The sequence below is a fragment of the Pseudomonas sp. B111 genome, assembly GCF_026428275.1.
Taxonomy (GTDB): Bacteria; Pseudomonadota; Gammaproteobacteria; order Pseudomonadales; family Pseudomonadaceae; genus Pseudomonas; species Pseudomonas aeruginosa.
Genome location: NZ_CP097857.1, coordinates 5,099,363 through 5,125,714 on the forward strand (window position 1 = coordinate 5,099,363; position 26,352 = coordinate 5,125,714).

The following is a 26,352-nucleotide window of genomic DNA, read 5'->3' on the forward strand; positions in this document are numbered from 1 at the left end:
AAAACCGGTCAAGTAGGGGTTTTACCGAGGCGCATCCACCATAAAACTGGAAAAATACCGCATATTTAAATGATCGAACTCAGGCCGGGAGCCGCTTTTTCGGGAAAGCCTGTCGCAGAACCCATGGAAAACGGCAGGAGTCCCTGGGGGAAGCACTCGCGACAGGAAAAATCCCGCGGACGCTGCCCGGCCCTTGCGATCGGAGCAGCGTCCCAGAGCGCTCGCAGAGCCTTCGCGCTATTTCTTCACCCACTTGCCGCCAACCTGGACGTACTGCCCGGCAGGGGTTTTCTCCATCGCCTTCTTGCCGGCCATGGCCTCCACGTCGGCCAGCGAAGCGCCGCTGCTGTTGGCCACCTTCTGGTATTCGGCGCGCCGCGCGGCATTGATCTGCGCGGCGATGTCCGCCGCCTGGCCGCTGTTGCTGACCACGCCAAGGTAACCGTCCGCCTGCTCGCCGACCAGGCCCTGGGCCTTGGCGCCGCCAAGGGCCGACATGGCCTGGCCGAGGTCCATCGCCATGGCGGAAAGGCTGATGCCGAGGGCCAGCAGGGCGATACCGAGTTTGCTACGGGTTGTCATGGATCCGCTCCTTTAGAACAGGCCGCTGTTCTCGTTGATGATGCCGTCCAGAGCCTTGTCGACCTTGATGTAGATCTCGTGCTCGATTTTCACGTTGAGATTGATGTTGATCGGCTCGCTGGGAGCCGCCAGCTGCACGGTGGGCGTGCAGGCCATCGTCAGGCTGCCCAGCAGCAGGACAGCGAATAGAGCGCAGAGGCGCATCGGGGGTTCTCCTGTATGGCTCATGGCGCCGAAGCCTTGCGTTTCTGCATGCGCTCCTGCACACGTTGGCGAATGGTTTCGCTGACCCGGTCGCTCAGTTGCAGGCTGGTCAGCAGTGCCGGGATATCCTCCTCCAGGTTGACGTTGAGGTTGACCGGGCGCCCCTTCTCCAGGTCCGGGTTGCTGCCCTGCAAGCGCAGGCCGAGCAACAGCTTGCCGTTCTCATGATAATCGACGCTGCTTTGCAGGACGTCGTAGTGGAAATCGTCGAGGGCATCGGCGACCAGCTTCATCCCCGGGTTGCTGCGCCCCAGCGCCTCGATTTTCGCCGAGCGGAAGCGCAGGTAGCCGGGCTCGCGGGCCTTGACCTGGCCGCCGGAGACGCTGGGCTTCCAGCGGTTCAGCATCAGCGGCAGTTCGCCGTCCAGGGTGCCTTCGCCGGCCAGGCCCTCCGCCGGATAGACCCGGAAAATCTCGCCGAGTTGTATGCCCTGGATACGCAAGGCGAACTTCTGCTCGGCCTGACCCAGGCGGATGCTCCCCGCGGGAACCGAGGCCTGCCCGCCGAACAGGCCGCTCTGCAACGTCTGCCAGCTCAAACGGCCGCTGCCCGGCGCGGAAAGCGGGGCCTCGTAGCGCCCGCGGAAACTCACCGGCCCCAGCGGCAGGCCGGGATTGGCCTCGGCCAGGCTCAGGCCGGGGCTGTCCAGGCTCAACTGACCGCCGCGCAGGCGCAAGGCCAGGCTGCCGCCCAGCCCCTTCAGCTCGCTGCGGTCGTAGATACCGTCGAGGCCTTTCAGGGTCAGGTCCAGGTCGAGGGACGAGCCACCCGCCGCGTCGAGCTTCCAGCCGGCCGCGGCGGTCGCGCGCCCATTGCCCAGTTCGAGCAGCCCCGGCCAGTCGGCGAGGGTCGCGGCCAGCGGATTGCCGGTACGGAAGAACACCTCGGCCAGCTTGGCGGAGAGTGCCAGGGGCGTCTTCGCATCGCGCTGCAGCTGGATGTCCGCCGCCAGCCCCGCACCGTTGCTCAGCCGTCCCTTCAGGCTGGTGCGCTCGAGGGTGGTGTCGAGCGGCCCCTCGAAGGTCCAGGCCAACGGCTTGAGGTTGGCCTGGCGGAGTTGTCCGACCTGCGCCTGCAGCGGCCCGGCGAAATGCAGCGCCAGCGGCTGGTAGGCCAGTTCGAGAGCGGTCCCGGCGAGATTGAGGCGGGGCTGGCCAAGGTGCAGCGTCGACGGCTCGGCCAGGGACGCCGCCTGCAGTCGCGCGCCCCTGCCGAAGGAGAGGTTGGCGCGCTGCCCGTCCAGCCGGCCCTCCAGGGGAATCTCCGCGACCAGTCGCTCGGCTTTCCAGCCCTGGTATTGCAGGTGCGGCGCGTCCACCTGCAAGCGCCCCTCCACCAGCCTGGCGGCCCACGGCGAGATGCCCAGCAGGTCGAGACGCGCCTCCAGCTTCAGCGTACTCGCGCCCTCGCTGGCGAACGCCAGGCGCAACGCGGTGACGCTATCGGCATCGCGCTCCAGCGGCTCGCTGCGCAAGCCCAGCGCGCTCGGCCGCAACTCGGCCGGCAGCGCCTGCAACCACTCGCCGTGCAACTGGCTCAGGCGCAAGTCGCTGCGCAGCTGGCGTGGCAACCAGGCGCCCTCGTCTCCATCCAGTTGGACTTGCAGTTCGCCCTGTACATTACCCAGACCGGGCAGCGGCCAGGCTTGCGGAGCCTGCACCAGCAGCGCCGCCGAGCCACCGCCGTCGAGCACCCGGCGCGGCTCCAGCCAGTCGCTGCCAGGCGCCAGGCGGATCGTCCAGTCCGCTTGCAGACGCAGGGCTTGCGGTGCGTCGGGCAGGCGCTGCGCTTCCGGCAGCCAGCGATTGAGCCAGACCACCAGGCCACGGGTGTCGGGCAGGCCGGGCGCCTCCAGGCGCCCCTGCCAGAGGCCGTCGCCATCGGACGGCGCGAGCTGGCTGTCCAGCGTCAGCAGCGCCTGCCGGTCGAGTTGCGCGCGCGCACGCAGGCGCCAGCCGGTAGGCTCCTCGAAGAGCTGGGCGTCGAGCTGGGCCTGCTGCGCCTCCTGTTGCAGGCGCAGTTGCGCAGCCAGCGGAAACAGCGCTCCCGACGGGCGGCCGATATCCAGTCCGCCTTCCTGCTCGCAGCGGCCGGCGGGACAAGGCAGGTCGAGATGGAAGCGTTCGAGGTGGATCTGTTCCGGCAGCCAGGCGAGGGTCTCCCGCAGGGACGTCCAGTCCAGCGCAGCGGAGTCGTCGTCGGAACTCGCGGCAGCCGGTTGCCAGGCGAGCGCCACTTGCTCCACGCGCAGGCCGGGTAGACGCGGACGCCAACCCGACAGCCCGGGCCAGCGCAGCAGCGCGTGCTCCACGTCCAGTCGCAGTCTGGCGCCATCCGCGCCGCGCCGCTCCAGCGCCAGCCGTCGCAGCCCGATGCCTTCGGCGGACAGGCCCAGGCCTTGCCACTCCAGGCGCTCGACACCCTGCTCGCGCAACAGGCTGCGCCAGGCATGCCAGCCGTAGCCGAACGCCAGCAGCAACAGCACTGCAAATACCAGCAGCAACGTCGTCCTTCTGCGCAAACGCATGTCCTACCTCTGTCCGTTGCCGACCCGGCCAAGGGTGGCGGGGCCCTCGTGCAAGATCAAGGCGTTTTCCCTGGCCAGTGTTTTTCCCTGCTTTCGACGTTATATTGGCGGAAAATTTCCGGATTTTCCGAGCCAGACGGGGAGCCTCCATCCATGCGTACCCAGCATCAGAGCAAACGCGAGCTGGACAAGATCGACCGCAACATCCTCCGCATCCTGCAGGAGGAAGGTCGCATTTCCTTCACCGAGCTGGGCGAACGCGTCGGCCTCTCGACCACACCCTGCACCGAACGCGTGCGCCGCCTGGAGCGCGAAGGCCTGATCATGGGCTACCACGCCCGGCTCAATCCGCAGCATCTGAAGGCCAGCCTGCTGGTGTTCGTCGAGATCAGCCTGGACTACAAGTCCGGCGATACCTTCGAAGAGTTTCGCCGGGCGGTGCTCAAGCTGCCCCATGTGCTGGAATGCCACCTGGTGTCCGGCCACTTCGACTACCTGGTGAAGGCTCGCATCTCGGAAATGGCGTCCTACCGCAAGCTGCTCGGCGACATCCTGCTGAAACTGCCGCACGTTCGCGAGTCGAAGAGCTATATCGTCATGGAAGAGGTCAAGGAGTCGCTCGACCTACCGGTTCCGGATTGACATGACACGCTCCGGGAGTCCGCCAGGACTCCCGGCATAGACGGGAAACACCGTCGTTTCCGCACACGATCCCCGCAACACCTCGCAGTTTTTTTCCTTTTTCGCCCTTGGCGAGCGCCTCGACTGACGTTTATGCTCCGTCAAATTTTCCACACATAATAATCAGGATTTCACACATGAACGCCCGCGTTCACCAGCCGGTGCATACCGCCCAACACGCCCCCTCCTACTACGCCGCCACGCTCAACCGACGCATCGAGTGCCCACCCCTGGCCGGCGAAGAGCAGGCCGACGTGTGCGTCGTCGGCGGCGGTTTCTCGGGGGTGAACACGGCGTTGGAACTGGCCCAGCGCGGCTTCTCCGTGGTCCTGCTGGAAGCGCACCGGATCGGCTGGGGCGCCAGTGGGCGCAATGGCGGCCAGTTGATCCGCGGCGTCGGCCATGACGTCGAGCAGTTCCTCCCGGTGATCGGCGCCGACGGCGTGAAGGCACTCAAGCTGATGGGCCTGGAGGCGGTGGAGATCGTCCGTCGCCGGGTCGAGCAATACGCCATCGACTGCGATCTGCGCTGGGGCTACTGCGATCTGGCGAACAAGCCCGGCGACTACCAGGGCTTCCGCGAGGACATGGAGGAACTCCAGGCCCTCGGCTATCGCCACGAGATGCGCCTGGTGCCGGCCGCGGAGATGCGCAGCGTGGTCGGCTCCGATCGCTACGTCGGCGGCCTGGTGGACATGGGCTCCGGCCACCTGCACCCGCTCAACCTGGTCCTCGGCGAAGCCGCCGCTGCCCAGTCGCTGGGCGTCCGCCTGTTCGAGCGCTCGCCGGTGACGCGCATCGACTACGGCACGGAAGTCCAGGTGCATACCGCCGCCGGCAAGGTGCGGGCGAAGACCCTGGTGCTGGGCTGCAACGCCTACATGAACGACCTCAACCCGCTGCTCGGCGGCAAGGTACTGCCGGCCGGTAGCTACGTGATCGCCACCGAGCCGCTGGACGAGAAACTGGCCCGCCAACTGCTGCCGCAGAACATGGCAGTGTGCGACCAGCGCGTGGCCCTCGACTACTACCGGCTCTCCGCCGACAACCGCCTGCTGTTCGGTGGCGCCTGCCATTATTCCGGCCGCGACCCCAGCGACATCGCCGCCTACATGCGTCCGAAGATGCTGGAGGTATTCCCGCAACTGGCGAACGTCCGCATCGACTACCAATGGGGCGGCATGATCGGCATCGGTGCCAATCGCCTGCCACAGATCGGCCGCCTGCCGGGGCAGCCCAACGTGTACTTCGCCCAGGCCTATTCCGGACACGGGGTGAACGCCACGCACCTCGCCGGGCAGTTGCTCGCCGAAGCCATCGGCGGCCAGCAGAGCGACGGCTTCGACCTGTTCGCCAAGGTGCCGCACATCACCTTCCCCGGCGGCAAGCTGCTGCGCTCGCCACTGCTGGCGCTGGGCATGGCCTGGTACCGGCTGAAGGAAAAACTCGGTAGCTGAGCCCATCCGAGGCTCGGCGGATTCTGAAAAAATCAGGCGGGGCATCGCTCTTCCGAGGAAAACTCCTAGAATTCGCACGACCGGGATGAGCCGGTCGTTCGAGTTTCCACGGGAGATGTCCTTGCTTCGCCGATTCCTCCTGCTGGCCCTCCTGGCCCTCTCCGGCTGCGCCAGCACTCCTCCGCCGCAACCGTCGTCGGCACTGCCCGCCGAGGGTACCTGGCTGGCCAGGCAGGCCGAAGTCCAGGGGCGCGACCACCCCGGCCAGTCCGGCTTCCACCTGCTGGGCGCCAGCGAGGATGCCTTCGTCGCCCGCGCGGCGCTGATTCGCGCAGCCCAGCGCAGCCTCGACATCCAGTACTACATCGTCCACGACGGACTGACCACGCGCGCCCTCGCCTACGAGTTGCTCAAAGCAGCCGACCGTGGCGTGCGGGTACGCATCCTCATCGACGACACCGCCAGCGATGGCTGGGACTACGAGATCGGTGTGCTCTCCGCCCATCCGAACATCCAGGTGCGCCTGTTCAACCCGTTGCACCTGGGCCGCGCCACCGGCATCACGCGAGGCGTCGGCCGCCTGTTCAACCTGTCCCAGCAGCACCGGCGCATGCACAACAAGCTGTGGCTGGCCGACGGCACGGCGGCCATCGTCGGCGGACGCAACCTCGGCGACGAGTATTTCAACGCCAAACCGGAGATGAACTTCACCGACCTCGACCTGCTCGGCGTCGGCCCCATCGCCAACCAGCTCTCGCACAGCTTCGACCAGTACTGGAACAGCGCCATCAGCCGGCCGATCGAGGATTTCCTCTGGCGCGCGCCCTATCCCGGCGAACTGGAGTCGGCCCGACGTAAGTTGCAGCGCTACCTGCGCAAGGAGTCGGTGAAGGAGTCCGGCTACATCCGCCACCTGTTCGACCGCGGCGACCAGCCACGCCTGGGCAACTGGCTGGAGAATCTCACCTGGGCACGCGCCGAGGCGATCTGGGATGCGCCGCTGAAGGTATTGAGCCGCGGCGAGCCCGACCCGCACCTATTGCTCAGTCCGCACCTGGCGGGCCTGTTCAAGGGCGTGCAGAAGGAACTGATCCTGGTCTCGGCGTATTTCGTTCCGGCCAAGGACGGTCTCAACTACCTCACCGGCAAGGCCGACAGCGGCGTCCGCGTGCGCCTGCTGACCAACTCCCTGGAAGCCACCGACGTGCCCGCCGTGCATGCCGGCTACGCGCCCTATCGGATGGCGCTGCTTGAGCATGGCGTTAAGCTCTACGAGCTGCGCGCCAATCCCGACCAGCCGCTGAGCGGCGCGCCCTGGCGCCTGCACGGATCGAGCAGCGCCAGCCTGCACAGCAAGGCGATGGTCTTCGACCGGCGCAAGGTATTCATCGGTTCGTTCAACTTCGATCCGCGCTCGATCCTGTGGAACACCGAAGTCGGGGTCATCGTCGACAGTCCGCTGCTGGCCGAGCAGGTCCGCCAACTGGCGCTGGAGGGCATGGCGCCGAGCGTCAGCTACCAGGTTCGCATCGACCGCAGCGGCAGCCGGCCGAAGCTGGTCTGGATCGACGAACGCGACGGCCGGGCCCAGGTCCTGCGCCACGAGCCGGGTAGCCTGTGGCGACGCCTGAACGCCTGGGTCGCGGGAATGATCGGACTGGAAAAGATGCTCTGAGGGTCACTCGGAGGCTTCCAGGCCGGTTGCCTCCTCGTCCGCCGGAATCGCCCCGCGCAGCCGCACCAGCACCACGAAGCCCGCCGCGCCGAGCGCCATCATCAACGGCAGGGCGTGACCGCTGATCCACTGGCTGGCGGCGCCGGTGGCCAGCGGGCCGAGCAGGCAGCCGATGCCCCATAGCTGCGCGACATGGGCATTGGCCCGGACCAGGGCATCGTCTCGGTAGCGCTCGCCGATCAGGATCAGCGCCAGGGTGAACAACCCGCCGGCGCTGGCCCCGAACAGCACCAGCAGCGGCCAGATCAACGGCGTCTGCAGCAGCAGGGGAATCGCCAGGCTGCTCAGCAGCAGCACCAGGCCGCAGCCGCCGAACAGGCCGCTGCGCGAGACCCGGTCGGCGAGCCAGCCGATCGGCAACTGCAACAATGCATCGCCCACCACCACGGTACTGACCATGGCCAGCGCCACCGCTTGCGGAAAGCCCTGGCGCAACCCGTAGATCGGCAGCAGGGTGAGGATCATCGCCTCGAAGGCAGCGAACAACACCACCGCCCAGGCGATCGCCGGCAGGCCCCGGCAGAAGGCCCACAAACCGCGCCCGGAGGCGCTGTGCGGATCGACCCTGGGCGCACCGCCGCGGCCCAGCAGCAGCAACGAGCCAGCAATCAGCAGGCAGACGCCGAACCAGAAGCCACGGTCGTCGGCGGTACCGATGAAGGTCAGCAGTACCGGCCCGGACAGTTGGCTGAGGGCGTAGCCGGTGCCGTACAGCGCGACCAGCCGGCCACGCCACTTCTCCACCGCCAACTGGTTGATCCAGCTTTCCCCGAGGATGAACACCACGGTGAGCTGCACGCCGATCAGCAGGCGCAGCAACAGCCATACCGGGTAGCTCTGCAGCAGTGCCAGCAGGCCGATGGAGGCTGCCCCGGTGAGCAGGCACAACTGCATCAGCCGCGGCGTACCGACGCGCGCGGCGAGGCGCCCGGCGATCATCGCGCCGAGCAGCACGCCCACTGCCGGCGTGCTGGCCATCACGCCGATGGCGAAACTGCCGTAGCCCCAGCTCTCCAGGCGCAACGAGACCAGCGGCATGGTCAGGCCAAGGGCGAGGCCGATACTAATGACTGCGGAACAGACGGCGAAATAGCTTCCCCAACGCATTGCGATTCTCCCGTTGGCACCCCGGAAGCCTTGCCGGGGCGAGCGGATATATCCGGCGCACGAAGCACAGCGGCCGGGCTTCCAGAAGGAAACCCGGCCGCGGGTGTGGCTCGAGAGAGCCGGCCCGGAAGGGCCGACCTAGGCGATCAGAGCTTGATCCAGGTCGCCTTCAGCTCGGTGTACTTGTCGAAGGCGTGCAGCGACTTGTCGCGACCGTTGCCCGACTGCTTGAAGCCGCCGAACGGAGCGGTCATGTCGCCACCGTCGTACTGGTTGACCCAGACGCTGCCGGCGCGCAGGGCCTTGGCAGTCAGGTGCGCCTTGGACAGGTTGCTGGTCCAGACCGCCGCCGCCAGCCCATAGGGCGTGTCGTTGGCGATGCGCACGGCCTCCTCGGCATCCTCGAACTCGATCACCGAGAGCACCGGGCCGAAGATTTCCTCACGGGCGATCTTCATTGCATTGGTCACGCCGTCGAAGATGGTCGGCTCGACGTAGGTGCCGCCGGTTTCTTCCAGGGTCCGCTTGCCGCCGGCAACCAGCTTGGCACCGTCGTTGTGACCGGCCTCGATGTAGGACAGCACGGTGTTCATCTGCTGGGTGTCCACCAGCGCGCCGACGTTGGTTTCCGGATCCAGCGGGTTGCCCGGCTTCCAGCCCTTGAGGGCCTCGATCACCAGGGGCAGGAACTTGTCCTTGATGGAGCGCTCCACCAGCAGGCGCGAACCGGCGGTGCAGACTTCGCCCTGGTTGAAGGCGATGGCGCCGGCAGCGGCTTCGGCGGCGGCCTTCAGGTCCGGGGCGTCGGCGAAGACGATGTTCGGGCTCTTGCCGCCAGCCTCCAGCCAGACGCGTTTCATGTTCGACTCGCCGGCATAGACCATCAGTTGCTTGGCGATCTTGGTCGAACCGGTGAACACCAGGGTGTCGACATCCATGTGCAGTGCCAGCGCCTTGCCTACCGTGTGGCCGTAGCCCGGCAGCACGTTGAACACGCCTTTCGGAATGCCGGCCTCGACGGCCAGCTGGGCGATGCGGATGGCGGTCAGCGGCGACTTCTCGGAGGGCTTGAGGATCACCGAGTTGCCGGTGGCCAGGGCCGGACCGAGTTTCCAGCAGGACATCAGCAGCGGGAAGTTCCACGGCACGATGGCGGCGACCACGCCGACCGGCTCGCGGGTCACCAGGCCCAGCTCGGCATGGGGAGTGGCGGCGACTTCGTCATAGATCTTGTCGATCGCCTCGGCGCTCCAGCGCAGGCTGTTGGCGGCGCTGGCGACATCGATGTGCAGCGAGTCGCTGATCGGCTTGCCCATGTCCAGGGTTTCCAGCAGGGCCAGCTCCTCGGCGTTCTCCAGCAGCAGATCGGCGAAGCGGATCATCGTCTGCTTGCGCTTGGCCGGCGCCAGGCGCGACCAGGCGCCGGAATCGAAGGCATTGCGAGCGACCTTGACCGCCTGCTCGGCATCGGCCAGGTCGCAACTGGCGACCTTGGCCAGGAAGCGGCCATCCACCGGGCTCAGGCAATCGAAGGTCTCGCCGGAGGCGGCGTTGCTGTATTCGCCGTTGACGAAGGCGCGGCCTTCGATCTTCAGGTCTTTGGCGCGGGCTTCCCAGTCGGCGCGGGTCAGGGTGGTCATGACAACGTGTCCTCTTATTGGTGTTCTGGGCGCCTGGGAGACAGGCGCGCTGTCAGATTCTGCAAGGCGGGCGCGCGGCCCGTGGTGTCCGCCACCCTAAACCAGAGCAGCGCCTGTTTTCAATATATTTGACAGGAACCCCTCTAACTCCCTTGTCACGTTCATTATTTTAAACATAGACTCGCCCGGACTAGCGTCTTCATCCCTCGCGTGCAACCTGGGTGGCCCTATGACAATGAATAACGAGCCGCAGTCGAGCAGCCTCGACAACTTCTGGATGCCCTTCACCGCCAACCGCCAGTTCAAGGCGCGGCCGCGCCTGCTGGAAAGCGCCGAAGGCATCCACTATATCGCCCAGGGCGGGCGCCGCATCCTCGACGGCACCGCCGGCCTCTGGTGCTGCAATGCCGGCCACGGCCGGCGCGAGATCAGCGAAGCGGTGGCCCGGCAGATCGCCACCCTCGACTACGCCCCGCCGTTCCAGATGGGTCACCCGCTGCCGTTCGAACTCGCCGCGCGGCTGGCGGAAATCGCCCCGCCGGGCCTGAACAAAGTGTTCTTCACCAACTCCGGCTCGGAATCGGCGGACACCGCGCTGAAGATCGCCCTTGCCTACCAGCGCGCCATCGGCCAGGGCACCCGCACCCGCCTGATCGGCCGCGAACTGGGCTACCACGGGGTCGGCTTCGGCGGCCTGTCGGTAGGCGGCATGGTCAACAACCGCAAGGCCTTCTCCGCCAACCTGCTGCCGGGGGTCGACCACCTGCCGCACACCCTGGACGTCGCCCGCAACGCCTTCACCGTCGGCCTGCCCGAGCATGGCGCGGAAAAGGCCGAGGAGCTGGAACGCCTGGTGACCCTGCACGGCGCCGAGAATATCGCCGCGGTGATCGTCGAGCCGATGTCCGGCTCGGCCGGCGTGGTGCTGCCGCCCAAGGGCTACCTTCAGCGGCTGCGCGAGATCACCCGCAAGCATGGCATCCTGCTGATCTTCGACGAAGTGATCACCGGTTTCGGCCGCGTCGGCGAAGCCTTCGCCGCGCAGCGCTGGGGCGTCGTCCCGGACCTGCTGACCTGCGCCAAGGGGCTGACCAACGGCAGCATCCCGATGGGCGCCGTATTCGTCGACGAGAAGATCCACGCCGCCTTCATGCAAGGCCCGCAGGGCGCCATCGAGTTCTTCCACGGCTATACCTATTCCGGCCATCCGGTAGCCTGCGCCGCCGCCCTGGCGACCCTGGACATCTACCGTCGCGACGACCTGTTCCAGCGGGCCGTCGAACTGGAAGGCTACTGGCAGGACGCGCTGTTCAGCCTGCGCGACCTGCCCAACGTGGTCGACATCCGCGCCGTCGGCCTGGTCGGCGGCGTGCAACTGGCGCCGCACGCGAACGGCCCCGGCAAGCGCGGCTACGACGTCTTCGAGCGCTGCTTCTGGGAGCACGACCTGATGGTCCGGGTGACCGGCGACATCATCGCCATGTCGCCGCCGCTGATCATCGACAAGCCCCACATCGACCAGATCGTCGAGCGCCTGGCCCAGGCCATCCGCGCCAGCGTCTGATCCAGGCGGGCGGCTGGCGCCGCCCTGCCTCCAACTGGCCAGAACCACAAGAACCGAGAGTCAGCATGAACATCGAACAGATCGTCGACTTCGCCCAGGCCAACAGCGCTCCGGAACACTACAGCCCGGCGCCGGAGAAAATCCTCAAGGGCGACCCGAAACAGAGCGTGCGCAACCACTACGGCAGCCCCTGCGGGCAGTTCAACGCCGGTATCTGGGAAGGCGCCGTGGGCCAGTGGACGGTGAACTACACCGAACACGAGTACTGCGAGATCATCCAGGGCGTCTCGGTGCTGCGCGACCGGCACGGCAACGCCAAGACCGTGCGCGCCGGCGACCGCTTCGTGATCCCCGCCGGCTTCCAGGGCACCTGGGAAGTGCTCGAAGCCTGTCGCAAGGTCTATGTGATCTTCGAAGCCAAGGCCTGAGCCCCGGCTTCATCCCGAATGCTTGTTACCCTTGCCCGCCACCTGGCGGGCTTTTTTGTGCGCCAGCCCGGGAGTTCGTACGCCGGAAATGAAAAAGCCCGCCGGATGGCGGGCTTTTCGCAAGGTGCCGGATCAATTACTTGATCTTGGCTTCCTTGTAGATCACGTGCTGACGAACGACCGGATCGTACTTCTTGATCTCGATCTTCTCAGGCTTGGTACGCTTGTTCTTGTCGGTGGTGTAGAAGTGGCCGGTACCGGCGCTGGACACCAGACGAATCAATTCACGCATGATTCAGCTCCTTAGAATTTTTCGCCGCGGGCACGCAGGTCAGCCAGGACGGCCTCGATGCCACGCTTGTCGATGATACGCATGCCCTTGGCGGAAACGCGCAGACGTACGAAGCGCTTCTCGGACTCGACCCAGAAACGGTGGTGCTGCAGGTTCGGCAGGAAACGGCGGCGGGTTTTGTTGTGTGCGTGGGAAATGTTATTCCCGGTAACCGGACCCTTACCGGTTACTTGACAGACTCTAGACATGCCTCAGCCCTCTATAACCTCATGCCCAACCCGGCATGGGTTGGCTGCTTTAACTCAAGTTCGATACTCAGTTTCACCGGGGTCTTACCCGCTGCATCCCGACGAAGGAGAGCGTGGCCCCAGAAAAGAGCGCAGCTTTATATCAGAAAGGCGCCCCGCGCCGCAAGGGCGAAGGCCCATGGCGCAGCCGCGGCCCGCCTCGCTGCGGGCTTCGCACCGCGGCCGTTCGTCGCCTTGCCTCGTTGTCGCTGCCCGCCGCATGGTCTAGGGTAGCGATTCAAGGCCGCCAACGGCCTTGCATGACTGCGCCCAACCGCTGCGGATGGGCATGTTAACCGTTCGAATGGAGCCCGTCATGCGCCTCGCCGCTTTCTCCCTGTTCCTCGCCCCCCTGCTGCTCGCCCAGCCCGCCGCCGCTGCCACCTTGAGTGTGTGTACCGAGGCCAGCCCCGAGGGCTTCGACGTGGTCCAGTACAACTCGCTGACCACCACCAACGCCTCGGCCGATGTGCTGATGAATCGCCTGGTCGAGTTCGACGCCGGCAAGGGGACGGTGGTGCCCTCGCTGGCCGAGCGCTGGTCGGTGTCCGACGACGGCCTGAGCTATCGCTTCGACCTGCGCCAGGGCGTGCACTTCCACAGCACCGCCTACTTCAAGCCGAGCCGTACGCTCGACGCCGACGACGTGGTGTTCAGCTTCCAGCGCATGCTCGATCCGGCCAATCCCTGGCACAAGGTGGCGCAGAACGGCTTCCCGCACGCCCAGTCGATGCAACTGCCGGAGCTGATCAAGCGGGTGGAGAAAAGCGGCGACCACCAGGTGCTGATCGTTCTCGACCACCCCGACGCGACCTTCCTGCCGATGCTGAGCATGGGCTTCGCCTCCATCTATTCGGCGGAGTACGCCGACCAGTTGATGAAGGCCGGAACCCCGGAAAAGCTCAACACCGCGCCGATCGGCAGCGGGCCGTTCGTGTTCAAGCGCTTCCAGAAGGACGCGGTGGTGCGCTACGCCGCCAACCCCGAGTACTTCGCCGGCAAGCCGGCGGTCGACGCGCTGATCTTCGCCATTACCCCGGACGCCAACGTGCGCCTGCAGAAGTTGCGCCGCGGCGAATGCCAGATCGCCCTGTCGCCGAAGCCGCTGGACGTGGAGAGCGCGCGCAAGGACGCCAGCCTGAAGGTCGAGCAGACGCCGGCCTTCATGACCGCCTTCGTCGCCCTCAATACCCAGCATCCGCCGCTGGACGATCCCAAGGTGCGCCAGGCGATCAACCTGGCCTTCGACCGCACCAGCTACCTGCAGGCGGTATTCGAAGGCAGCGCCAGTGCCGCCACCGGCATCTATCCGCCAAACACCTGGAGCTATGCCAGGGATATTCCCGCCTACCCGCACGACCCCGAACAGGCGCGCAAGCTGCTGGCTGGCAAGCAACTTCCCGAGCTGAACATCTGGACCCGCCCGTCCGGCAGCCTGCTCAACCCCAACCCGAGCCTCGGCGCCCAACTGCTCCAGGCCGACCTGGCGGAGGCCGGGATCAAGGCCAACATCCGCGTCATCGAATGGGGCGAGTTGATCCGTCGCGCCAAGAATGGCGAACACGACCTGCTGTTCATGGGTTGGGCCGGCGACAACGGCGATCCGGACAACTTCCTCACTCCGCAATTCAGCTGCGCCAGCGTCAAGTCGGGGCTCAACTTCGCGCGCTATTGCGATCCCGGCCTGGACAAGCTGATTGCCGACGGCAAGGCCGCCAGCAGCCAGGAACAACGCACCGGCCTGTACCACCAGGCGCAGAAACTGATCCACGAACAGGCGCTCTGGCTGCCCCTGGCCCACCCGACCGCCTTCGCCCTGACCCGCCAGGAGGTGCAGGGCTACCAGGTCAATCCGTTCGGTCGCCAGGATTTCTCGCGGGTCGCCGTGAAACGCTGAAGGCCACGCCCGGGAGAACCCGGCGATGGATCTCGACCGCCTCTACCTGCCGCATTGGCAGTTCAGCGAGCGCCATCAGCGGCTGATCGACGCGCCGGCGCTACCCTGCTGCACACGGAAACCCGGGTGTTCTGCCCCGATCGCGCCAGCCGCCTGCGCTTCACCCCCTACTGGTTGGCGATCCGCCCGGTCAGCGGGCTGACCCGCCGGCGCCTGCTGGCGGGCATCGAGCGGCGCCTGGGCTGGGCCCTTCGCCGAACGCTCACAGCCAACCGTATTCGGCCAGCGACAGAGGCTCGCCGTCGCCGATGATGAAGTGGTCGAGCACCCGCACATCGATGAGCGCCAGGGCTTCCTTGAGGCGCGCAGTGAGCTGGCGGTCGGCGAGACTCGGACGGGCGTCGCCGGAAGGGTGGTTATGGGTCAGGATCAGCGCCGCCGCGTTGTGCGCCAGGGTGCGCTTGACCACCTGGCGCGGGTAGACGCTGGCGCCATCGATGCTGCCCTGGAACAGCACCTCGAACGCCAGGACCCGGTGCCTCGTGTCGAGGAACAGGCAGGCGAACACCTCGTGCTGCTCGTGGCGCAGGCGCGCCTTGAGATAGTCGCGCACCGCCTGCGGGCTCTCCAGTATCGAATCGCGACGCAGGCGCTCGGCCAGGTGGCGCCGGCCCATCTCCAGCACGGCCTGCAATTGCGCATACTTGGCCACGCCGAGCCCGAGATGGCCGCAGAACGAGGCGAGGTCCGCCTCGAGCAGGGCACGCAGCCCGCCGAACTCGCTCAACAGCCGCCGCGACAGCTCGACCGCACTGCAACCGGTCACTCCCGTGCGCAGGAAGATCGCCAACAGCTCGGCATCGGAAAGGGCCGCCGCGCCCTGCTCCAGAAGCTTCTCCCGAGGCCGTTCGGCTTCGGGCCAATCGCGGATGCTCATTCGCTTTCCCCATCGAGCCCGCCCGCTGTTCCCGTGCGGACGCTGTGCTATCTTAGCCCATCCTTTTTGCGCGGCAGACGACCTGGGGAGGCGCGTTTGCCGAAGCGCATGTCATCCATTTCCTTATTAAGGCAAGCCTATGCAGCGGCTCTATCGGAAACGCATCGTCCTCGGCGTGGGCGGCGGCATTGCCGCCTACAAGAGCGCCGAACTGGTCCGCCGCCTGCGCGACCAGGGCGCTGAAGTCCGAGTGGTGATGACCCAGGGCGGCCGCGAGTTCATCACGCCCCTGACCCTCCAGGCGTTGTCCGGCCATCCGGTGCACACCGATCTGCTGGACCCGGCGGCGGAAGCCGCGATGGGCCACATCGAACTGGCCCGCTGGGCCGATCTGGTGCTGATCGCACCGGCTACCGCCGACCTCATGGCGCGCCTGGTCCAGGGCGTGGCCAACGACCTGCTGACCACCCTGGTGCTGGCCACCGACGCGCAAATCGCCCTGGCACCGGCGATGAACCAGGCCATGTGGCGCGACACCGCGACCCAGGCCAACGCCGAGCTGCTGCGCCAGCGCGGCTTCCACCTGTTCGGTCCGGCAGCGGGCAGCCAGGCCTGCGGCGACGTCGGCCTCGGGCGCATGCTCGAAGCCGAGGAACTGGCGCAGCGCGCCGCCGACTGCTTCCAGCGCCAGGCGCTGACCGGCGTGCATGTGCTGATTACCGCCGGCCCGACCCAGGAAAACATCGACCCGGTGCGCTACATCACCAACCACAGTTCCGGAAAGATGGGCTTCGCCCTCGCCGAGGCGGCGGTGGAAGCCGGCGCACGAGTGACCCTGGTCACCGGCCCGGTGCACCTGCCGACGCCCGACCGGGTGCAGCGCGTCGACGTGGTCAGCGCCCGCGACATGCTGGCCGCCTGCGAGGCGGCGATGCCCTGCGACCTGCTGATCGCCTCCGCGGCGGTCGCCGACTACCGCCCGGAAGTGGTCGCCGCGCACAAACTGAAGAAAGACCCTACCAGTGGCGAGGGCTTGCTCTTGCAGCTGGTGCGCAATCCCGACATTCTCGCCACCCTCGCACAGCGCGAGGATCGTCCCTTCAGCGTGGGCTTCGCCGCAGAAACCGAAAACCTGCTGGACTATGCTGCACGCAAGCTGAAGGACAAGAACCTCGACCTGATCGTCGCCAACGACGTGGCCAACCCCTCGATCGGCTTCAACAGCGACGAGAACGCGATCACGGTGATCGACCGCGACCTGCATCCGAGCACCTTCGCCCAGACCAGCAAGGGCAAGATCGCTCGCCAGCTGATCGCCTTCATCGCCGACCGCCTCAACCAGCAATGAGTTACTGATGCACTCTCTCCAAGCCAAGATCCTCGACCCCCGCCTGGGCTCCGACTTCCCGCTCCCGCAGTACGCCACGCCGGGCTCGGCCGGCCTCGACCTGCGCGCCATGCTCAAGGAAGACACCGTCCTCGGCCCGGGCCAGACCCTGCTGATTCCCACCGGCCTGTCCATCTACATCGCCGATCCCGGCCTCGCCGCCCTGGTTCTGCCGCGCTCCGGCCTGGGCCACAAGCACGGCATCGTGCTGGGCAACCTGGTCGGCCTGATCGACTCGGACTACCAGGGCGAGCTGATGGTGTCCTGCTGGAACCGCGGCGAGTCGCCGTTCACCATCGCCGTCGGCGAGCGCATCGCGCAGTTGGTACTGGTGCCGGTGGTGCAGGCGCATTTCGAGCTGGTCGAGCAGTTCGACGAAAGCCAGCGCGGCGCCGGCGGCTTCGGCCATTCCGGCAGCCACTGACCCCGAACACAGGACGAGACGCCGAGGAGACGCGGCATGAAGCTTTTCCAGCGCACCGCCAAGGATGGGAACGAGTTGGGCGACCTGCTCGAACCGGAAAAGAAGCCGCGCAAGGCAGCGTCCGAACGCGCTGACGGCAAGGACCTGCTGCCCGGCATAGGCGCCAGCCTGCTGGGCGTGGCGGCCGCCGGCGCCCTGCTCTGGTTCGGCGTCTTCGGCGGCGCCGGTGAGGCGCAGCAGCGCCAGTTGGACTCGGCCTGGGCCGAAGGCCAGGCCGGCGCCTTGCGCCAGGCCTTGCAGCAACTCGCCGCCGACACCCGCGCCGCCGCGGCCAGCCCCCTCGCCCTCGAAGCCCTGCAAAGCGGCGACGCCGCCCGCATCGAGGCCGCCCAGCGCAGCTTGCTGGCCTGGGACGGCGTGGTCGATGCCCACCTGAACGCGCCCGGTCAGGCCACCCAGGACAACGACAGCCCCGGCCCGGTCAGCTTCGCCGCCCTGGATATCCTGCACCGGGTGGAAAGTGGCCAGAACGTCGCCGCCGAAGCCTACAAGGTCGGCCAGCGCTGGCTGCTGTACAGCGCCGCGCCGGTGCGCGGCGCCGACCAGAGCCTGCAAGGCACGCTGCTGCTGGCGGTCGACCTGCAACGGCTGCTGCGCGCCCTGCCGCCCTTGCCGGGCGATGCCGGCCAGGTGCAACTGGTCCAGCAGTTCTCCGGCGCACCGGCCCAGGTGCTGCTGCAACGCGGTACGCCGGCGCCGGGCAAGGGTGCGCAAGCGCTGGACAGCGGCAATCCGAACTGGAAACTGAACTACACGCCCGGCAGCGTCGCCTCGACCCAGGCCTCGCCGCTGCTGCTGGCACTCGCGGCGCTGCTGGCCCTGCTCGGCGGCATCCTCGGCGCCTACCTCACCCGTTCGTCGCTGTTGCGCCGCCTGCACCAGGATGTCCTGACCCTCGGTCAGTATCTTCAGGAACTCGGCGGGCAACGCACTGCCAAACCCCCTGTGCCTAGCCTGCCGGGCTTCGCCCCGCTGATCCAGGCATTGGCCCGCCAGCCGCGGCGCAAGCCGGAGCCGACCAGCGCGCCCAGCCCTGCCAAGGCAGCGCCGGTGGCGCCGGTGGCGGTGGCGAAAGCGCCTCCTCGCGAGGAGCCGGCATTGGCAGATCCGTTGTTCCAGAACACCGACATTCTGGATATCGACATTCTCGATGAAGACCAGGACCTCCTGGGATTGGAGCAAACCCCCATCATGAGCACTGCAAAAGCACCGACGCTGCCCGCCAGCATCTTCCGCGCCTACGACATCCGCGGCGTGGTAGGCGATACCCTCACCGCCGAGACCGCCTACTGGATCGGTCGCGCCATCGGCTCGGAAAGCCTCGCCCGCGGCGAACCGTGCGTCGCTGTCGGCCGCGATGGCCGCCTGTCCGGTCCCGAACTGGTCAAGCAGCTGATCCAGGGCCTGGTGGACTGCGGTTGCCAGGTCAGCGACGTGGGCATGGTGCCTACCCCGGTGCTGTACTACGCGGCCAACGTGCTTGAGGGCAAGTCCGGGGTGATGCTGACCGGCAGCCACAACCCGCCGGACTACAACGGCTTCAAGATCGTGGTCGCCGGCGAGACCCTGGCCAACGAGCAGATCCAGGGCCTGCGCGAGCGCATCGAGAAAAACGACCTGGCATCCGGCGTCGGCAGCGTAGAGCAGGTCGACATCCTGCCGCGCTACTTCAAGCAGATCCGCGACGACATCGCCATGGCCAAGCCGATGAAGGTGGTGGTCGACTGCGGCAACGGCGTGGCCGGGGTGATCGCCCCGCAGCTGATCGAGGCCCTGGGCTGCAGCGTGATCCCGCTGTACTGCGAGGTCGACGGCAACTTCCCGAACCACCATCCGGACCCGGGCAAGCCGGAGAACCTGAAGGACCTGATCGCCAAGGTCAAGGCCGAGAACGCCGACCTGGGCCTGGCCTTCGACGGCGACGGCGATCGCGTCGGCGTGGTCACCAATACCGGTACCATCATCTATCCGGACCGTCTGCTGATGCTGTTCGCCAAGGACGTGGTCTCGCGCAACCCGGGGGCCGACATCATCTTCGACGTCAAGTGCACCCGCCGCCTGATCGCCCTGATCAGCGGCTACGGCGGCCGTCCGGTGATGTGGAAGACCGGCCACTCGCTGATCAAGAGGAAGATGAAGGAAACCGGCGCCCTGCTGGCCGGCGAGATGAGCGGCCACGTGTTCTTCAAGGAGCGCTGGTTCGGCTTCGACGATGGCATCTACAGCGCCGCCCGCCTGCTGGAAATCCTCAGCCAGGACCAGCGTGACAGCGAGCACGTGTTCTCGGCCTTCCCGAGTGACATTTCCACCCCGGAAATCAACATCACCGTCACCGAGGACAGCAAGTTCGCCATCATCGAGGCGCTGCAACGCGACGCCCAATGGGGCGAAGGCAACATCACCACCCTCGACGGCGTGCGGGTCGACTACCCCAAAGGCTGGGGCCTGGTACGCGCCTCCAACACCACTCCCGTGCTGGTCCTGCGCTTCGAAGCGGACACCGAGGAAGAGCTGGAGCGCATCAAGACCGTCTTCCGTAACCAACTGAAGGCAGTGGATTCCTCGCTGCCCGTGCCCTTCTGACATGTCGGAGCTCCCCATGACCCTGAGTCGCGATGACGCCGCCCAGGTTGCCAAGGTCCTTTCCGAGGCCCTGCCCTACATCCGCCGCTTCGTCGGCAAGACGCTGGTGATCAAGTACGGCGGCAACGCCATGGAGAGCGAGGAGCTGAAGGCCGGCTTCGCCCGCGACGTGGTGCTGATGAAAGCGGTCGGCATCAACCCGGTGGTGGTGCATGGCGGCGGCCCGCAGATCGGCGACCTGCTCAAGCGCCTGTCGATCGAGAGCCACTTCATCGACGGCATGCGCGTCACCGACGCGGCGACCATGGACGTGGTGGAGATGGTCCTCGGCGGCCAGGTGAACAAGGACATCGTCAACCTGATCAACCGCCACGGCGGCAGCGCCATCGGCCTGACCGGCAAGGACGCCGAGCTGATCCGTGCGAAGAAGCTCACCGTGACCCGCCAGACCCCGGAGATGACCAAGCCGGAGATCATCGACATCGGCCATGTGGGCGAAGTCACCGGGGTCAACGTCGGGCTGCTGAACATGCTGGTCAAGGGCGACTTCATTCCGGTGATCGCGCCGATCGGCGTGGGCAGCAACGGCGAGTCCTACAACATCAACGCCGACCTGGTGGCCGGCAAGGTGGCGGAAGCGCTGAAGGCCGAGAAACTGATGCTGCTGACCAACATCGCCGGCCTGATGGACAAGCAGGGCCAGGTGCTGACTGGGCTGTCCACCGAACAGGTCAACGAGCTGATCGCCGACGGCACCATCTACGGCGGCATGCTGCCGAAGATCCGCTGCGCCCTGGAAGCGGTACAGGGCGGCGTGACCAGCGCGCACATCATCGATGGCCGGGTGCCGAATGCCGTGCTGCTGGAAATCTTCACCGACAGCGGCGTCGGCACCCTGATCAGCAACCGCAAGCGTCACTGATCGTCCGGCCATGGCGCGCTCCGGCGCGCCATGGCGGTTCTCCCTTAGCGTCGCGCGGCCAGCGCGAAGGCCTGCTCCAGCGGGCTCGCACCCTCGCTGCGGAAGGTCGCCGGGCTCACTCCCGTCCAGCGCTTGAACGCGCGCCTGAAACTGCGGATGTCACGGTATCCCACTTCCTCGGTGATGCGTTCGATGGACATCCCGGGGTTGCCCAGCAGGCTCATCGCCCGCCCTCGTCGCACCTGTTCCAGCAACGCCTCGAAGGTCAGCCCGTGTTCGGCCAGCCGGCGCCGCAGGGTGCGGCTGCTCATGTTCAGTTCGGCGGAAATCCTTTCGATCTGGCTGCCCAGGCTGAGGTCGCGGGCGATGGCCCGTTCCACCGCCTGGACCAGGTCGAGTTTCCGGTGCACCTGGGTGCTTTCCTGCTCCAGCAGGGCCAGCGCCTGGCGCAACGCCGGCAGGTTGTGGTTGGGCAGGCGCATGTCCAGCCAGTGGCTGGCGATCGCCATGCGGTTGTGCAGGCAGCCGAAGCGTACCTGGGGGCCCAGCAGGCGCAGGTACTCGCCCGCGTAGGGCGGAGCGGCATGGATGAGTTCGATGCCCAGCGGTTCGAACGCCGGGCTGACCAGGGCACGCCCATACACCAGCAGGCTGGCGAAGAACTCCTCGATGGCGAACACCTGCACCTCACTGCTGGGCAGGTGGCATTCGACCTCGACGAAGAAGGTTTCGCCCTGCTGGTAGACGCTGGAGGTGACGATCCCGCCCGAGCTGTGCTGGTAGCGCACGCCGATGTCGAACGCGTCGCGCAGGGTCCGGCACAGCGACAGCACATGGCCCAGCAGGCCAAGGGTGCCGAGCACGTTCTGGTGTCCGACCCACAGCCCCAGTCCCCGCTCCGGCAGGGCCTGGAGGGCACGCTGGATCATGCTCACGGCCTGGCGGTAGGAGATGCGCTGGGTAGGGTCCTGCAGGTCTTCGACGGTGAAGCCCAGGCCCCGGCACAGCCGCGCGGGATCGACACCATGGCCTTCGACCACCTCGGCCAGCGTCTGCAGCAGGAAGGTGGATACCTGGGCGAGTTCGTAGCGCGCATCGGCGGCATTGTTGTGCATGGGCGAAATCCTGAGCCGGTCTCGGCTTCGTTCTTGTTCTGGCGGTGGATCGCGACATGGGATGAGCGTCCCATCATATAGCGTTCCGCACAGATGTAACAAAGCATTGCACGGTGTCCGCAAATCCCCCCCTCGCTGACCGTCAATGCCCTGCCTCGGCCTGTCGATAGGGCTTATTCCTATGCCGTACCCCGAGCCACGCCAAACAATAATAAGAGCCCGCCCATGAACCCGACCCACCCCCGCAGGCCCCTGCGCCTGGCCGCCTGCGTCACCCTCGCCTTCAGCTGCTGCACCCATGCCAGCGAAGGCGGCGTGGACAACATAGGTCCAGGAACCGACGGTTTCTTCACCCTGCCATTGGACGTCGACAACCTCCCGGACCACATGTTCGCCTTCAACGTCTACTACAACCACTACGAAGCCAGGAAGCTGAACATCAGCTCCTTCGGCGGCAAGGTGTCCGACGTGAAGATCAGCTCGGATGCGATCATCCCTCGCCTGGACTACCTGAGCCCGCTGCGGATCTTCGGCGGGCGCCTGGGCGGCTACATCGCCCAGCCCTATCTCCGCCAACGGGTGGCCGCGTTCGGCCTGAGCGACGAACGGGAAAGCATGGGCGACACCACCTTCGCGCCAATCATCCTCTGGGACATGGGCAAGGACCTGACCCTGGCCGCCGCCGTGGAGGTCACCGTGCCCACCGGCAAGTACGATGCCGAGCGGCTGGCCAACACCAGCAACAACTTCTACACCTACAAGCCGCTGTTCTCCTTCACCTGGCTGCCCACCGAACGCACCGAGCTGTCGCTGAAGGCCACCTACAGCTTCAACATGGAAAACCACGACACCGACTATCGCTCGGGGCAGATCTTCCATTTCGACTATTCCGCCAGCTATCGGGTGACCGACAACCTGCGCCTCGGCCTGAACGGCTACTACCTCAAGCAGACCACCGACGACAAACAGAACGGCGAGACCGTACGGGTGTTCGGTTTCGGCGAGGAAGTCGACGATGGCGTACGCGGCCAGGTCTTCGCCATCGGCCCGGCCGTGCACCTGACCTTCCTCAAGTACGCCAGCGCGGAGATCCGCTGGGCCAAGGAATTCGACGTGGAGAACCGCCCCGAGGGCGACATGCTCTGGGCCAAGCTGACCATTCCGTTCGAACTCTGAGGCATCGGAACGAAGCGGCAGCCCGGTATCCGCGGGCTGCCGCCATCGACGAGGAAAAGCGCCAGGCGTCCTAGGCGTAAACCGGCCAGCGCTCGACGATCCGCCCGCCGCGCAGCGCCAGCAGGTCGCCGAATTGCAGCAGCACCGACTCGCTCTGGGTCGGCCGCAGGAAGACCTGGTCGTCCACCTCCAGGCCCACCGAAGGCGAGCCGTTGACCATTTCCTGGTTCGAGCTGCGCCCGTAGATGCCGTTGCTGCGCAGTCCCTCGGGCGAGGCGAAGTCGGCCATCCAGTTGCCGCCGTAGATGAAGAAGGTGCCGCGCTGGTTGGGGTCCCACCAGGAAAACAGCCGCGACTTGCCGTCCAGCGCCGGGATCTGCACCGCGCCGGTGCTCTTGAGTACCGGCGTGGCGATGTAGACGGCCGGCACATGCTCGGCCAGGGACGCCAGGTCGTAGTGGCTCGGCTTGAGCATGGCGGTGCCCACCGAGACCTCGCTGCTCAGCGTTTCCTTCTCGTGCATGCGATAGCTGGGGCTGCCGGCGGTATTCAAGGTCAGCTGTGGCGTCCACAGCGCGGCGAAGCGCTGGCGGGCGAAGTCGACATGTCCCTGGTAGAGCGCCATGACCTTGGCGAACAGCTCTTCGGGCGAACCGAGGATGCCCGGCACACCCATTCCGACGAAGGGGTCGTAGCCCATGAAGCCGGCGAACTCCAGGTGCTGCGGATGCGCCGCGATCAGCGCCAGCAATTCACCCAGCGCGGCCTGGTCGGCCACCCCGCCGCGATGCAGGCCGACGTCCAGTTCGATGTTGACGCGCATCCGGGTCCCCAGCCCCTGGGCCAGCGCCAGGTACTGACGCAAGCGCTGCGGCGTATCGATCAGCCATTGCAGCTGCCGCGCCGGGTCGAACGCGCCCTTGTGCTCGCGGTAGAACAGTTCCGCCGAACGCACCGGCAACGGCTTGCCGAGGAGGATGTCGGCATCCGGAAAAGCGACCGCGTCGTGGTTGAGGAACGGTTGGTGGAAGGACATCAGCCGCCGGGTGCCGGCGCGCCTGGCGATGTACGCCAGCAGGCCGGGCGAGGGCAGCGACTTCTCCACCAGCCGCAGATGCTTGCCGCCGCGGCGGACCGAACGCATCACCACATCGATGTTGTGGTCCAGGCGATCGAGGTCGATGAGCAGCACCGGGCACATCGGGCCATTGGCCTTGAGTTCGCGGTTCAGCGCGCGGAAATAGTCGTCGTACGGCCCGCCACGGTCGGCGGGACGCATCCAGGCGGCAGTTCCCGCCAGCAGCGCGCCGGCCCCGAGGCCGGCGAACATGAACTTGCGTCGATTCACGGCGTCGCTCCTTTCAGGTCACGCCCAGGATGGAAGAGAGGTGCGCATTGAGGAACCGCCCGCGGGGATCCAGCGCCTGGCGCACCTCGGCGAACGCCTTCCAGCGCGGATAGAGCCCCTGCAACTGGTGCGCGTTGAGGCCATGCAGCTTGCCCCAGTGCGGACGCCCGGCGTATTTCCAGAAGATCGGTTCCACCGCGGCGAAGAAGTTGTGGTGGTCCATGCTGTAGTGCTGATGCACGGAAATGGAACAACTGTCGCGGCCCTCGAACATGCTCAGGGGAATGTCGTCGGCCTTCACGTAGCGGTACTCGATGGGAAACCAGGTGCGCAGGTCCTTGTCGCGGATCAGCGCGAGGATTTCCCGCAGGCAGGCGGGGCCATGCTCGGCGGGGACCGAATACTCCATCTCGTTGAAGCGCACGTTGCGCACGTTGGCGTAGACCGCATAGGAATCGTCGACCCGCTCGTCGAAGCGGGCGAAATGGCGCAGGCTGTTGAGCAGGGTGCGGCGGGTCTCCGGGAAGTCGCTGAGGTACTTGTCGAGACCTTCGATCAGGCCGACGAACTCGTTGCCGCCTTCCTTCGCCGGGTCCAGGGGCGGGGTCTTCGGCTCGTCGGTCTCGTTAAGGGCGACCGACAGGGCGTAGTCGGAGTGGGTCACCACCAGCATCTCCCAGTGCTGGTTCTCGCGCGTGTTCTTCTCCACGTCCTCCAGCAACTCCTCGGTCCGGGCGATCCACTGCCGTTCACGCAGGCGGTAGGCCGCGCGGTTCTGCAGGCGCACCCGGGTCACGACGCCCAGCGCCCCCAGCGAGACCCGCGCGGCATCGAACACCTCCACGTTGCGCTTGGCGTCGCACTCGAGCACCTCGCCGCTCGCGGTGACCAGTTGCAAACCGCGAACCTGGGCGGAATAGGAACCGAAGCCGACCCCGGTGCCATGGGTGGAAGTAGCGATGGCGCCGGCCAGGGTCTGGTAATCGATGTCGGCCATGTTCACCAGCGCCTGGCCGATCTCCCTGAGCGGAGCGCCCATCTGCGACATCGGCGTACCACCGCCGAACTCGGCCTGGAGGGTCGCGCTGTCGTGGCTGAGCAAGCCGCTGAAGTAGGCGAGTGAGAGCAGGGTGCCGTCGGTCGGGACCAACGCGCTGAACGAATGGCCGGAGCCCACCGGGCGGATCCTGCCGGACGCCTGGCGGATGACCCGGACCAGTTCGTCGAGGTCTTTCGGTGCCTCCCGCGCCAGGGGCAGGCAGCTTTGCGCGCCGGACCAGTTGCGCCAGGGAATCAGGCGCGGTGCGCGGAGCAACTCCGCCAGCGCGGGGTTTCCCACCATGGCGGCGAACGCACCGAGCGCTCCCGCCCGTTGCAGGAGCTGGCGTCGCGACAGATGACTTGGCATGCCGGTATCCCCTATCGGTCCTGCGCTGCGGACATGAAATCGATCAAAGCCCGGAACTGCTCTTCCGAGCACTGCATGCACATGCCCATGGGCGGCATGCCCTTGTAGCCGTTGATGCTGTGGTCCAGCAGGGTGTCGATGCCCTGCGCCAGGCGTGGCGCCCAGGCAGCGGCATCGCCGGTCAGCGGCGCGCCGGAGGCGGGATTGGCGTGACAGAGCTTGCAACTGGCGGAATACACCTGCGCCAACGCAGGGTCCGCAGGGACACGCTGGGAATCGGCGGCCCGCGCCGGCGGCTCCGTGGATTCTCCGCAGGCCACCAGCATCAGGCCCAGGGCAAGCAGCAACCCCGGGCGGCAAAGGCGCGAGTTGCCCGGTCCGGGGCGGAGCGTGGACGACATGGTGTTCCTCTCTCGTTGCGCACGGCGTGCGTTCTCGTCGAACAACACTAAGGCCGCGACGCCCCGAGGATGAGGGCAATGCGGGCCAGCGACGGGGGGTTCTGCGGCCAGCCCTTTCGCACCGCGCGA

23 protein-coding genes are annotated in these 26,352 nt (G+C 66.7%); 11 read left to right on the forward strand and 12 right to left on the reverse strand.

Annotated elements, in window-relative coordinates:
- Positions 1–237: 237 nt before the first annotated feature.
- From M6E97_RS23600 to M6E97_RS23610, 3 genes are read right to left on the reverse strand one after another with little or no spacing between them, the layout of a single operon-like run.
- Entirely contained in the window at positions 238–582 is a 345-nt protein-coding gene (locus M6E97_RS23600; protein ID WP_003096521.1) for a YdbL family protein, read from the reverse strand.
- A 12-nt stretch (positions 583–594) separates the two neighbouring features.
- Complete coding sequence (locus M6E97_RS23605; protein WP_003096523.1) at positions 595–786, reverse strand: YnbE family lipoprotein; 192 nt, start codon at positions 784–786, stop codon at positions 595–597.
- A gap of 20 nt (positions 787–806) precedes the next feature.
- Complete coding sequence (locus tag M6E97_RS23610) at positions 807–3,374, reverse strand: YdbH domain-containing protein (RefSeq protein WP_033939531.1); 2,568 nt, start codon at positions 3,372–3,374, stop codon at positions 807–809.
- A 153-nt stretch (positions 3,375–3,527) separates the two neighbouring features.
- Between M6E97_RS23610 and dadR the strand changes: the two genes are divergently transcribed.
- The 3 genes from dadR to M6E97_RS23625 all read left to right on the forward strand — a co-directional run bounded on the left by dadR (position 3,528) and on the right by M6E97_RS23625 (position 7,187).
- Positions 3,528–4,016, forward strand: coding sequence for a transcriptional regulator DadR (gene dadR, locus M6E97_RS23615; RefSeq protein WP_003096535.1), 489 nt, complete (start codon positions 3,528–3,530; stop codon positions 4,014–4,016).
- A gap of 176 nt (positions 4,017–4,192) precedes the next feature.
- Positions 4,193–5,512, forward strand: a complete 1,320-nt coding sequence (locus M6E97_RS23620) for an NAD(P)/FAD-dependent oxidoreductase (RefSeq protein ID WP_004364667.1) — start codon at positions 4,193–4,195, stop codon at positions 5,510–5,512.
- Between the two features lie 85 nt (positions 5,513–5,597).
- Positions 5,598–7,187, forward strand: coding sequence for a phospholipase D family protein (locus tag M6E97_RS23625; RefSeq protein WP_023092762.1), 1,590 nt, complete (start codon positions 5,598–5,600; stop codon positions 7,185–7,187).
- Positions 7,188–7,190: 3 nt separating this feature from the next.
- Here M6E97_RS23625 and M6E97_RS23630 read toward each other — a convergent pair whose 3' ends face one another.
- Together M6E97_RS23630 and M6E97_RS23635 are read right to left on the reverse strand one after the other, a co-directional pair.
- Complete coding sequence (locus M6E97_RS23630) at positions 7,191–8,354, reverse strand: MFS transporter (RefSeq protein ID WP_003136250.1); 1,164 nt, start codon at positions 8,352–8,354, stop codon at positions 7,191–7,193.
- Between the two features lie 146 nt (positions 8,355–8,500).
- Positions 8,501–9,994, reverse strand: coding sequence for an aldehyde dehydrogenase (locus M6E97_RS23635; protein ID WP_003098285.1), 1,494 nt, complete (start codon positions 9,992–9,994; stop codon positions 8,501–8,503).
- 229 nt (positions 9,995–10,223) lie between these two features.
- Between M6E97_RS23635 and M6E97_RS23640 the strand changes: the two genes are divergently transcribed.
- Positions 10,224–11,558 carry an aspartate aminotransferase family protein gene (locus tag M6E97_RS23640; RefSeq protein ID WP_033939528.1) on the forward strand — a complete coding sequence of 445 codons (1,335 nt, stop codon included), beginning with the start codon at positions 10,224–10,226 and terminating at the stop codon, positions 11,556–11,558.
- Positions 11,559–11,623: 65 nt separating this feature from the next.
- Positions 11,624–11,986, forward strand: a complete 363-nt coding sequence (locus M6E97_RS23645) for a cupin domain-containing protein (RefSeq protein ID WP_003096551.1) — start codon at positions 11,624–11,626, stop codon at positions 11,984–11,986.
- Positions 11,987–12,122: 136 nt separating this feature from the next.
- On the opposite strand, the gene rpmG is transcribed toward M6E97_RS23645, so the two are convergent.
- Together rpmG and rpmB are read right to left on the reverse strand one after the other, a co-directional pair.
- A complete protein-coding gene (gene rpmG / locus M6E97_RS23650; protein WP_003096555.1) occupies positions 12,123–12,278 on the reverse strand; it encodes a 50S ribosomal protein L33 in 156 nt (51 codons plus the stop codon).
- Between the two features lie 11 nt (positions 12,279–12,289).
- On the reverse strand, positions 12,290–12,526 hold the full coding sequence (gene rpmB / locus M6E97_RS23655; RefSeq protein WP_003096556.1) for a 50S ribosomal protein L28: 237 nt from the start codon (positions 12,524–12,526) through the stop codon (positions 12,290–12,292).
- Between the two features lie 355 nt (positions 12,527–12,881).
- Here rpmB and M6E97_RS23660 point away from each other — a divergent pair, with 355 nt between their 5' ends.
- The gene (locus tag M6E97_RS23660) at positions 12,882–14,462 is read left to right on the forward strand and encodes an ABC transporter substrate-binding protein (RefSeq protein WP_003096557.1); all 1,581 of its coding nucleotides are present in this window, start codon (positions 12,882–12,884) and stop codon (positions 14,460–14,462) included.
- 262 nt (positions 14,463–14,724) lie between these two features.
- Here the strand turns inward: M6E97_RS23660 and radC are convergent, their stop codons facing one another.
- Complete coding sequence (radC, locus tag M6E97_RS23665; protein ID WP_003096559.1) at positions 14,725–15,399, reverse strand: RadC family protein; 675 nt, start codon at positions 15,397–15,399, stop codon at positions 14,725–14,727.
- 139 nt (positions 15,400–15,538) lie between these two features.
- Here radC and coaBC point away from each other — a divergent pair, with 139 nt between their 5' ends.
- Genes coaBC through argB form a run of 4 tightly spaced genes read left to right on the forward strand, consistent with a single transcriptional unit; the run spans position 15,539 to position 20,775 of the window.
- The gene (coaBC, locus tag M6E97_RS23670; protein WP_003098292.1) at positions 15,539–16,747 is read left to right on the forward strand and encodes a bifunctional phosphopantothenoylcysteine decarboxylase/phosphopantothenate--cysteine ligase CoaBC; all 1,209 of its coding nucleotides are present in this window, start codon (positions 15,539–15,541) and stop codon (positions 16,745–16,747) included.
- A 7-nt stretch (positions 16,748–16,754) separates the two neighbouring features.
- Positions 16,755–17,210, forward strand: a complete 456-nt coding sequence (gene dut, locus M6E97_RS23675; RefSeq protein ID WP_003096567.1) for a dUTP diphosphatase — start codon at positions 16,755–16,757, stop codon at positions 17,208–17,210.
- A 36-nt stretch (positions 17,211–17,246) separates the two neighbouring features.
- Positions 17,247–19,853 carry a phosphomannomutase/phosphoglucomutase gene (locus M6E97_RS23680; RefSeq protein ID WP_033939527.1) on the forward strand — a complete coding sequence of 869 codons (2,607 nt, stop codon included), beginning with the start codon at positions 17,247–17,249 and terminating at the stop codon, positions 19,851–19,853.
- A gap of 16 nt (positions 19,854–19,869) precedes the next feature.
- The gene (gene argB / locus M6E97_RS23685) at positions 19,870–20,775 is read left to right on the forward strand and encodes an acetylglutamate kinase (RefSeq protein WP_003096572.1); all 906 of its coding nucleotides are present in this window, start codon (positions 19,870–19,872) and stop codon (positions 20,773–20,775) included.
- A gap of 44 nt (positions 20,776–20,819) precedes the next feature.
- Here argB and sphR read toward each other — a convergent pair whose 3' ends face one another.
- Positions 20,820–21,890, reverse strand: coding sequence for an AraC family transcriptional regulator SphR (sphR, locus tag M6E97_RS23690; protein ID WP_003096573.1), 1,071 nt, complete (start codon positions 21,888–21,890; stop codon positions 20,820–20,822).
- Between the two features lie 225 nt (positions 21,891–22,115).
- On the opposite strand from sphR, the gene M6E97_RS23695 reads away from it, so the two are divergent.
- Complete coding sequence (locus M6E97_RS23695) at positions 22,116–23,066, forward strand: SphA family protein (RefSeq protein ID WP_017001883.1); 951 nt, start codon at positions 22,116–22,118, stop codon at positions 23,064–23,066.
- Positions 23,067–23,136: 70 nt separating this feature from the next.
- On the opposite strand, the gene M6E97_RS23700 is transcribed toward M6E97_RS23695, so the two are convergent.
- From M6E97_RS23700 to M6E97_RS23710, 3 genes are all read right to left on the reverse strand, one after another.
- Complete coding sequence (locus M6E97_RS23700) at positions 23,137–24,345, reverse strand: DSD1 family PLP-dependent enzyme (RefSeq protein ID WP_003136259.1); 1,209 nt, start codon at positions 24,343–24,345, stop codon at positions 23,137–23,139.
- Positions 24,346–24,427: 82 nt separating this feature from the next.
- Positions 24,428–25,756: a D-arabinono-1,4-lactone oxidase gene (locus tag M6E97_RS23705; protein ID WP_079381507.1), complete on the reverse strand. Its 1,329-nt coding sequence runs from the start codon at positions 25,754–25,756 to the stop codon at positions 24,428–24,430.
- A 77-nt stretch (positions 25,757–25,833) separates the two neighbouring features.
- Entirely contained in the window at positions 25,834–26,223 is a 390-nt protein-coding gene (locus M6E97_RS23710) for a c-type cytochrome (RefSeq protein ID WP_003098306.1), read from the reverse strand.
- Between the last annotated feature and the right edge of the window lie 129 nt (positions 26,224–26,352).

What these genes read in the sequence shown, in the direction of transcription:
- M6E97_RS23600 (WP_003096521.1), bottom strand. Translation starts at nt 582, where the DNA reads ATGACAACCCGTAGCAAACTCGGTATCGCCCTGCTGGCCCTCGGCATC.
- M6E97_RS23605 (WP_003096523.1), bottom strand. Translation starts at nt 786, where the DNA reads ATGCGCCTCTGCGCTCTATTCGCTGTCCTGCTGCTGGGCAGCCTGACG.
- M6E97_RS23610 (WP_033939531.1), bottom strand. Translation starts at nt 3,374, where the DNA reads ATGCGTTTGCGCAGAAGGACGACGTTGCTGCTGGTATTTGCAGTGCTG.
- dadR (WP_003096535.1), top strand. Translation starts at nt 3,528, where the DNA reads ATGCGTACCCAGCATCAGAGCAAACGCGAGCTGGACAAGATCGACCGC.
- M6E97_RS23620 (WP_004364667.1), top strand. Translation starts at nt 4,193, where the DNA reads ATGAACGCCCGCGTTCACCAGCCGGTGCATACCGCCCAACACGCCCCC.
- M6E97_RS23625 (WP_023092762.1), top strand. Translation starts at nt 5,598, where the DNA reads ATGAGCCGGTCGTTCGAGTTTCCACGGGAGATGTCCTTGCTTCGCCGA.
- M6E97_RS23630 (WP_003136250.1), bottom strand. Translation starts at nt 8,354, where the DNA reads ATGCGTTGGGGAAGCTATTTCGCCGTCTGTTCCGCAGTCATTAGTATC.
- M6E97_RS23635 (WP_003098285.1), bottom strand. Translation starts at nt 9,994, where the DNA reads ATGACCACCCTGACCCGCGCCGACTGGGAAGCCCGCGCCAAAGACCTG.
- M6E97_RS23640 (WP_033939528.1), top strand. Translation starts at nt 10,224, where the DNA reads ATGACAATGAATAACGAGCCGCAGTCGAGCAGCCTCGACAACTTCTGG.
- M6E97_RS23645 (WP_003096551.1), top strand. Translation starts at nt 11,624, where the DNA reads ATGAACATCGAACAGATCGTCGACTTCGCCCAGGCCAACAGCGCTCCG.
- rpmG (WP_003096555.1), bottom strand. Translation starts at nt 12,278, where the DNA reads ATGCGTGAATTGATTCGTCTGGTGTCCAGCGCCGGTACCGGCCACTTC.
- rpmB (WP_003096556.1), bottom strand. Translation starts at nt 12,526, where the DNA reads ATGTCTAGAGTCTGTCAAGTAACCGGTAAGGGTCCGGTTACCGGGAAT.
- M6E97_RS23660 (WP_003096557.1), top strand. Translation starts at nt 12,882, where the DNA reads ATGCGCCTCGCCGCTTTCTCCCTGTTCCTCGCCCCCCTGCTGCTCGCC.
- radC (WP_003096559.1), bottom strand. Translation starts at nt 15,399, where the DNA reads ATGAGCATCCGCGATTGGCCCGAAGCCGAACGGCCTCGGGAGAAGCTT.
- coaBC (WP_003098292.1), top strand. Translation starts at nt 15,539, where the DNA reads ATGCAGCGGCTCTATCGGAAACGCATCGTCCTCGGCGTGGGCGGCGGC.
- dut (WP_003096567.1), top strand. Translation starts at nt 16,755, where the DNA reads ATGCACTCTCTCCAAGCCAAGATCCTCGACCCCCGCCTGGGCTCCGAC.
- M6E97_RS23680 (WP_033939527.1), top strand. Translation starts at nt 17,247, where the DNA reads ATGAAGCTTTTCCAGCGCACCGCCAAGGATGGGAACGAGTTGGGCGAC.
- argB (WP_003096572.1), top strand. Translation starts at nt 19,870, where the DNA reads ATGACCCTGAGTCGCGATGACGCCGCCCAGGTTGCCAAGGTCCTTTCC.
- sphR (WP_003096573.1), bottom strand. Translation starts at nt 21,890, where the DNA reads ATGCACAACAATGCCGCCGATGCGCGCTACGAACTCGCCCAGGTATCC.
- M6E97_RS23695 (WP_017001883.1), top strand. Translation starts at nt 22,116, where the DNA reads ATGAACCCGACCCACCCCCGCAGGCCCCTGCGCCTGGCCGCCTGCGTC.
- M6E97_RS23700 (WP_003136259.1), bottom strand. Translation starts at nt 24,345, where the DNA reads ATGCGTCCCGCCGACCGTGGCGGGCCGTACGACGACTATTTCCGCGCG.
- M6E97_RS23705 (WP_079381507.1), bottom strand. Translation starts at nt 25,756, where the DNA reads ATGGTGGGAAACCCCGCGCTGGCGGAGTTGCTCCGCGCACCGCGCCTG.
- M6E97_RS23710 (WP_003098306.1), bottom strand. Translation starts at nt 26,223, where the DNA reads ATGTCGTCCACGCTCCGCCCCGGACCGGGCAACTCGCGCCTTTGCCGC.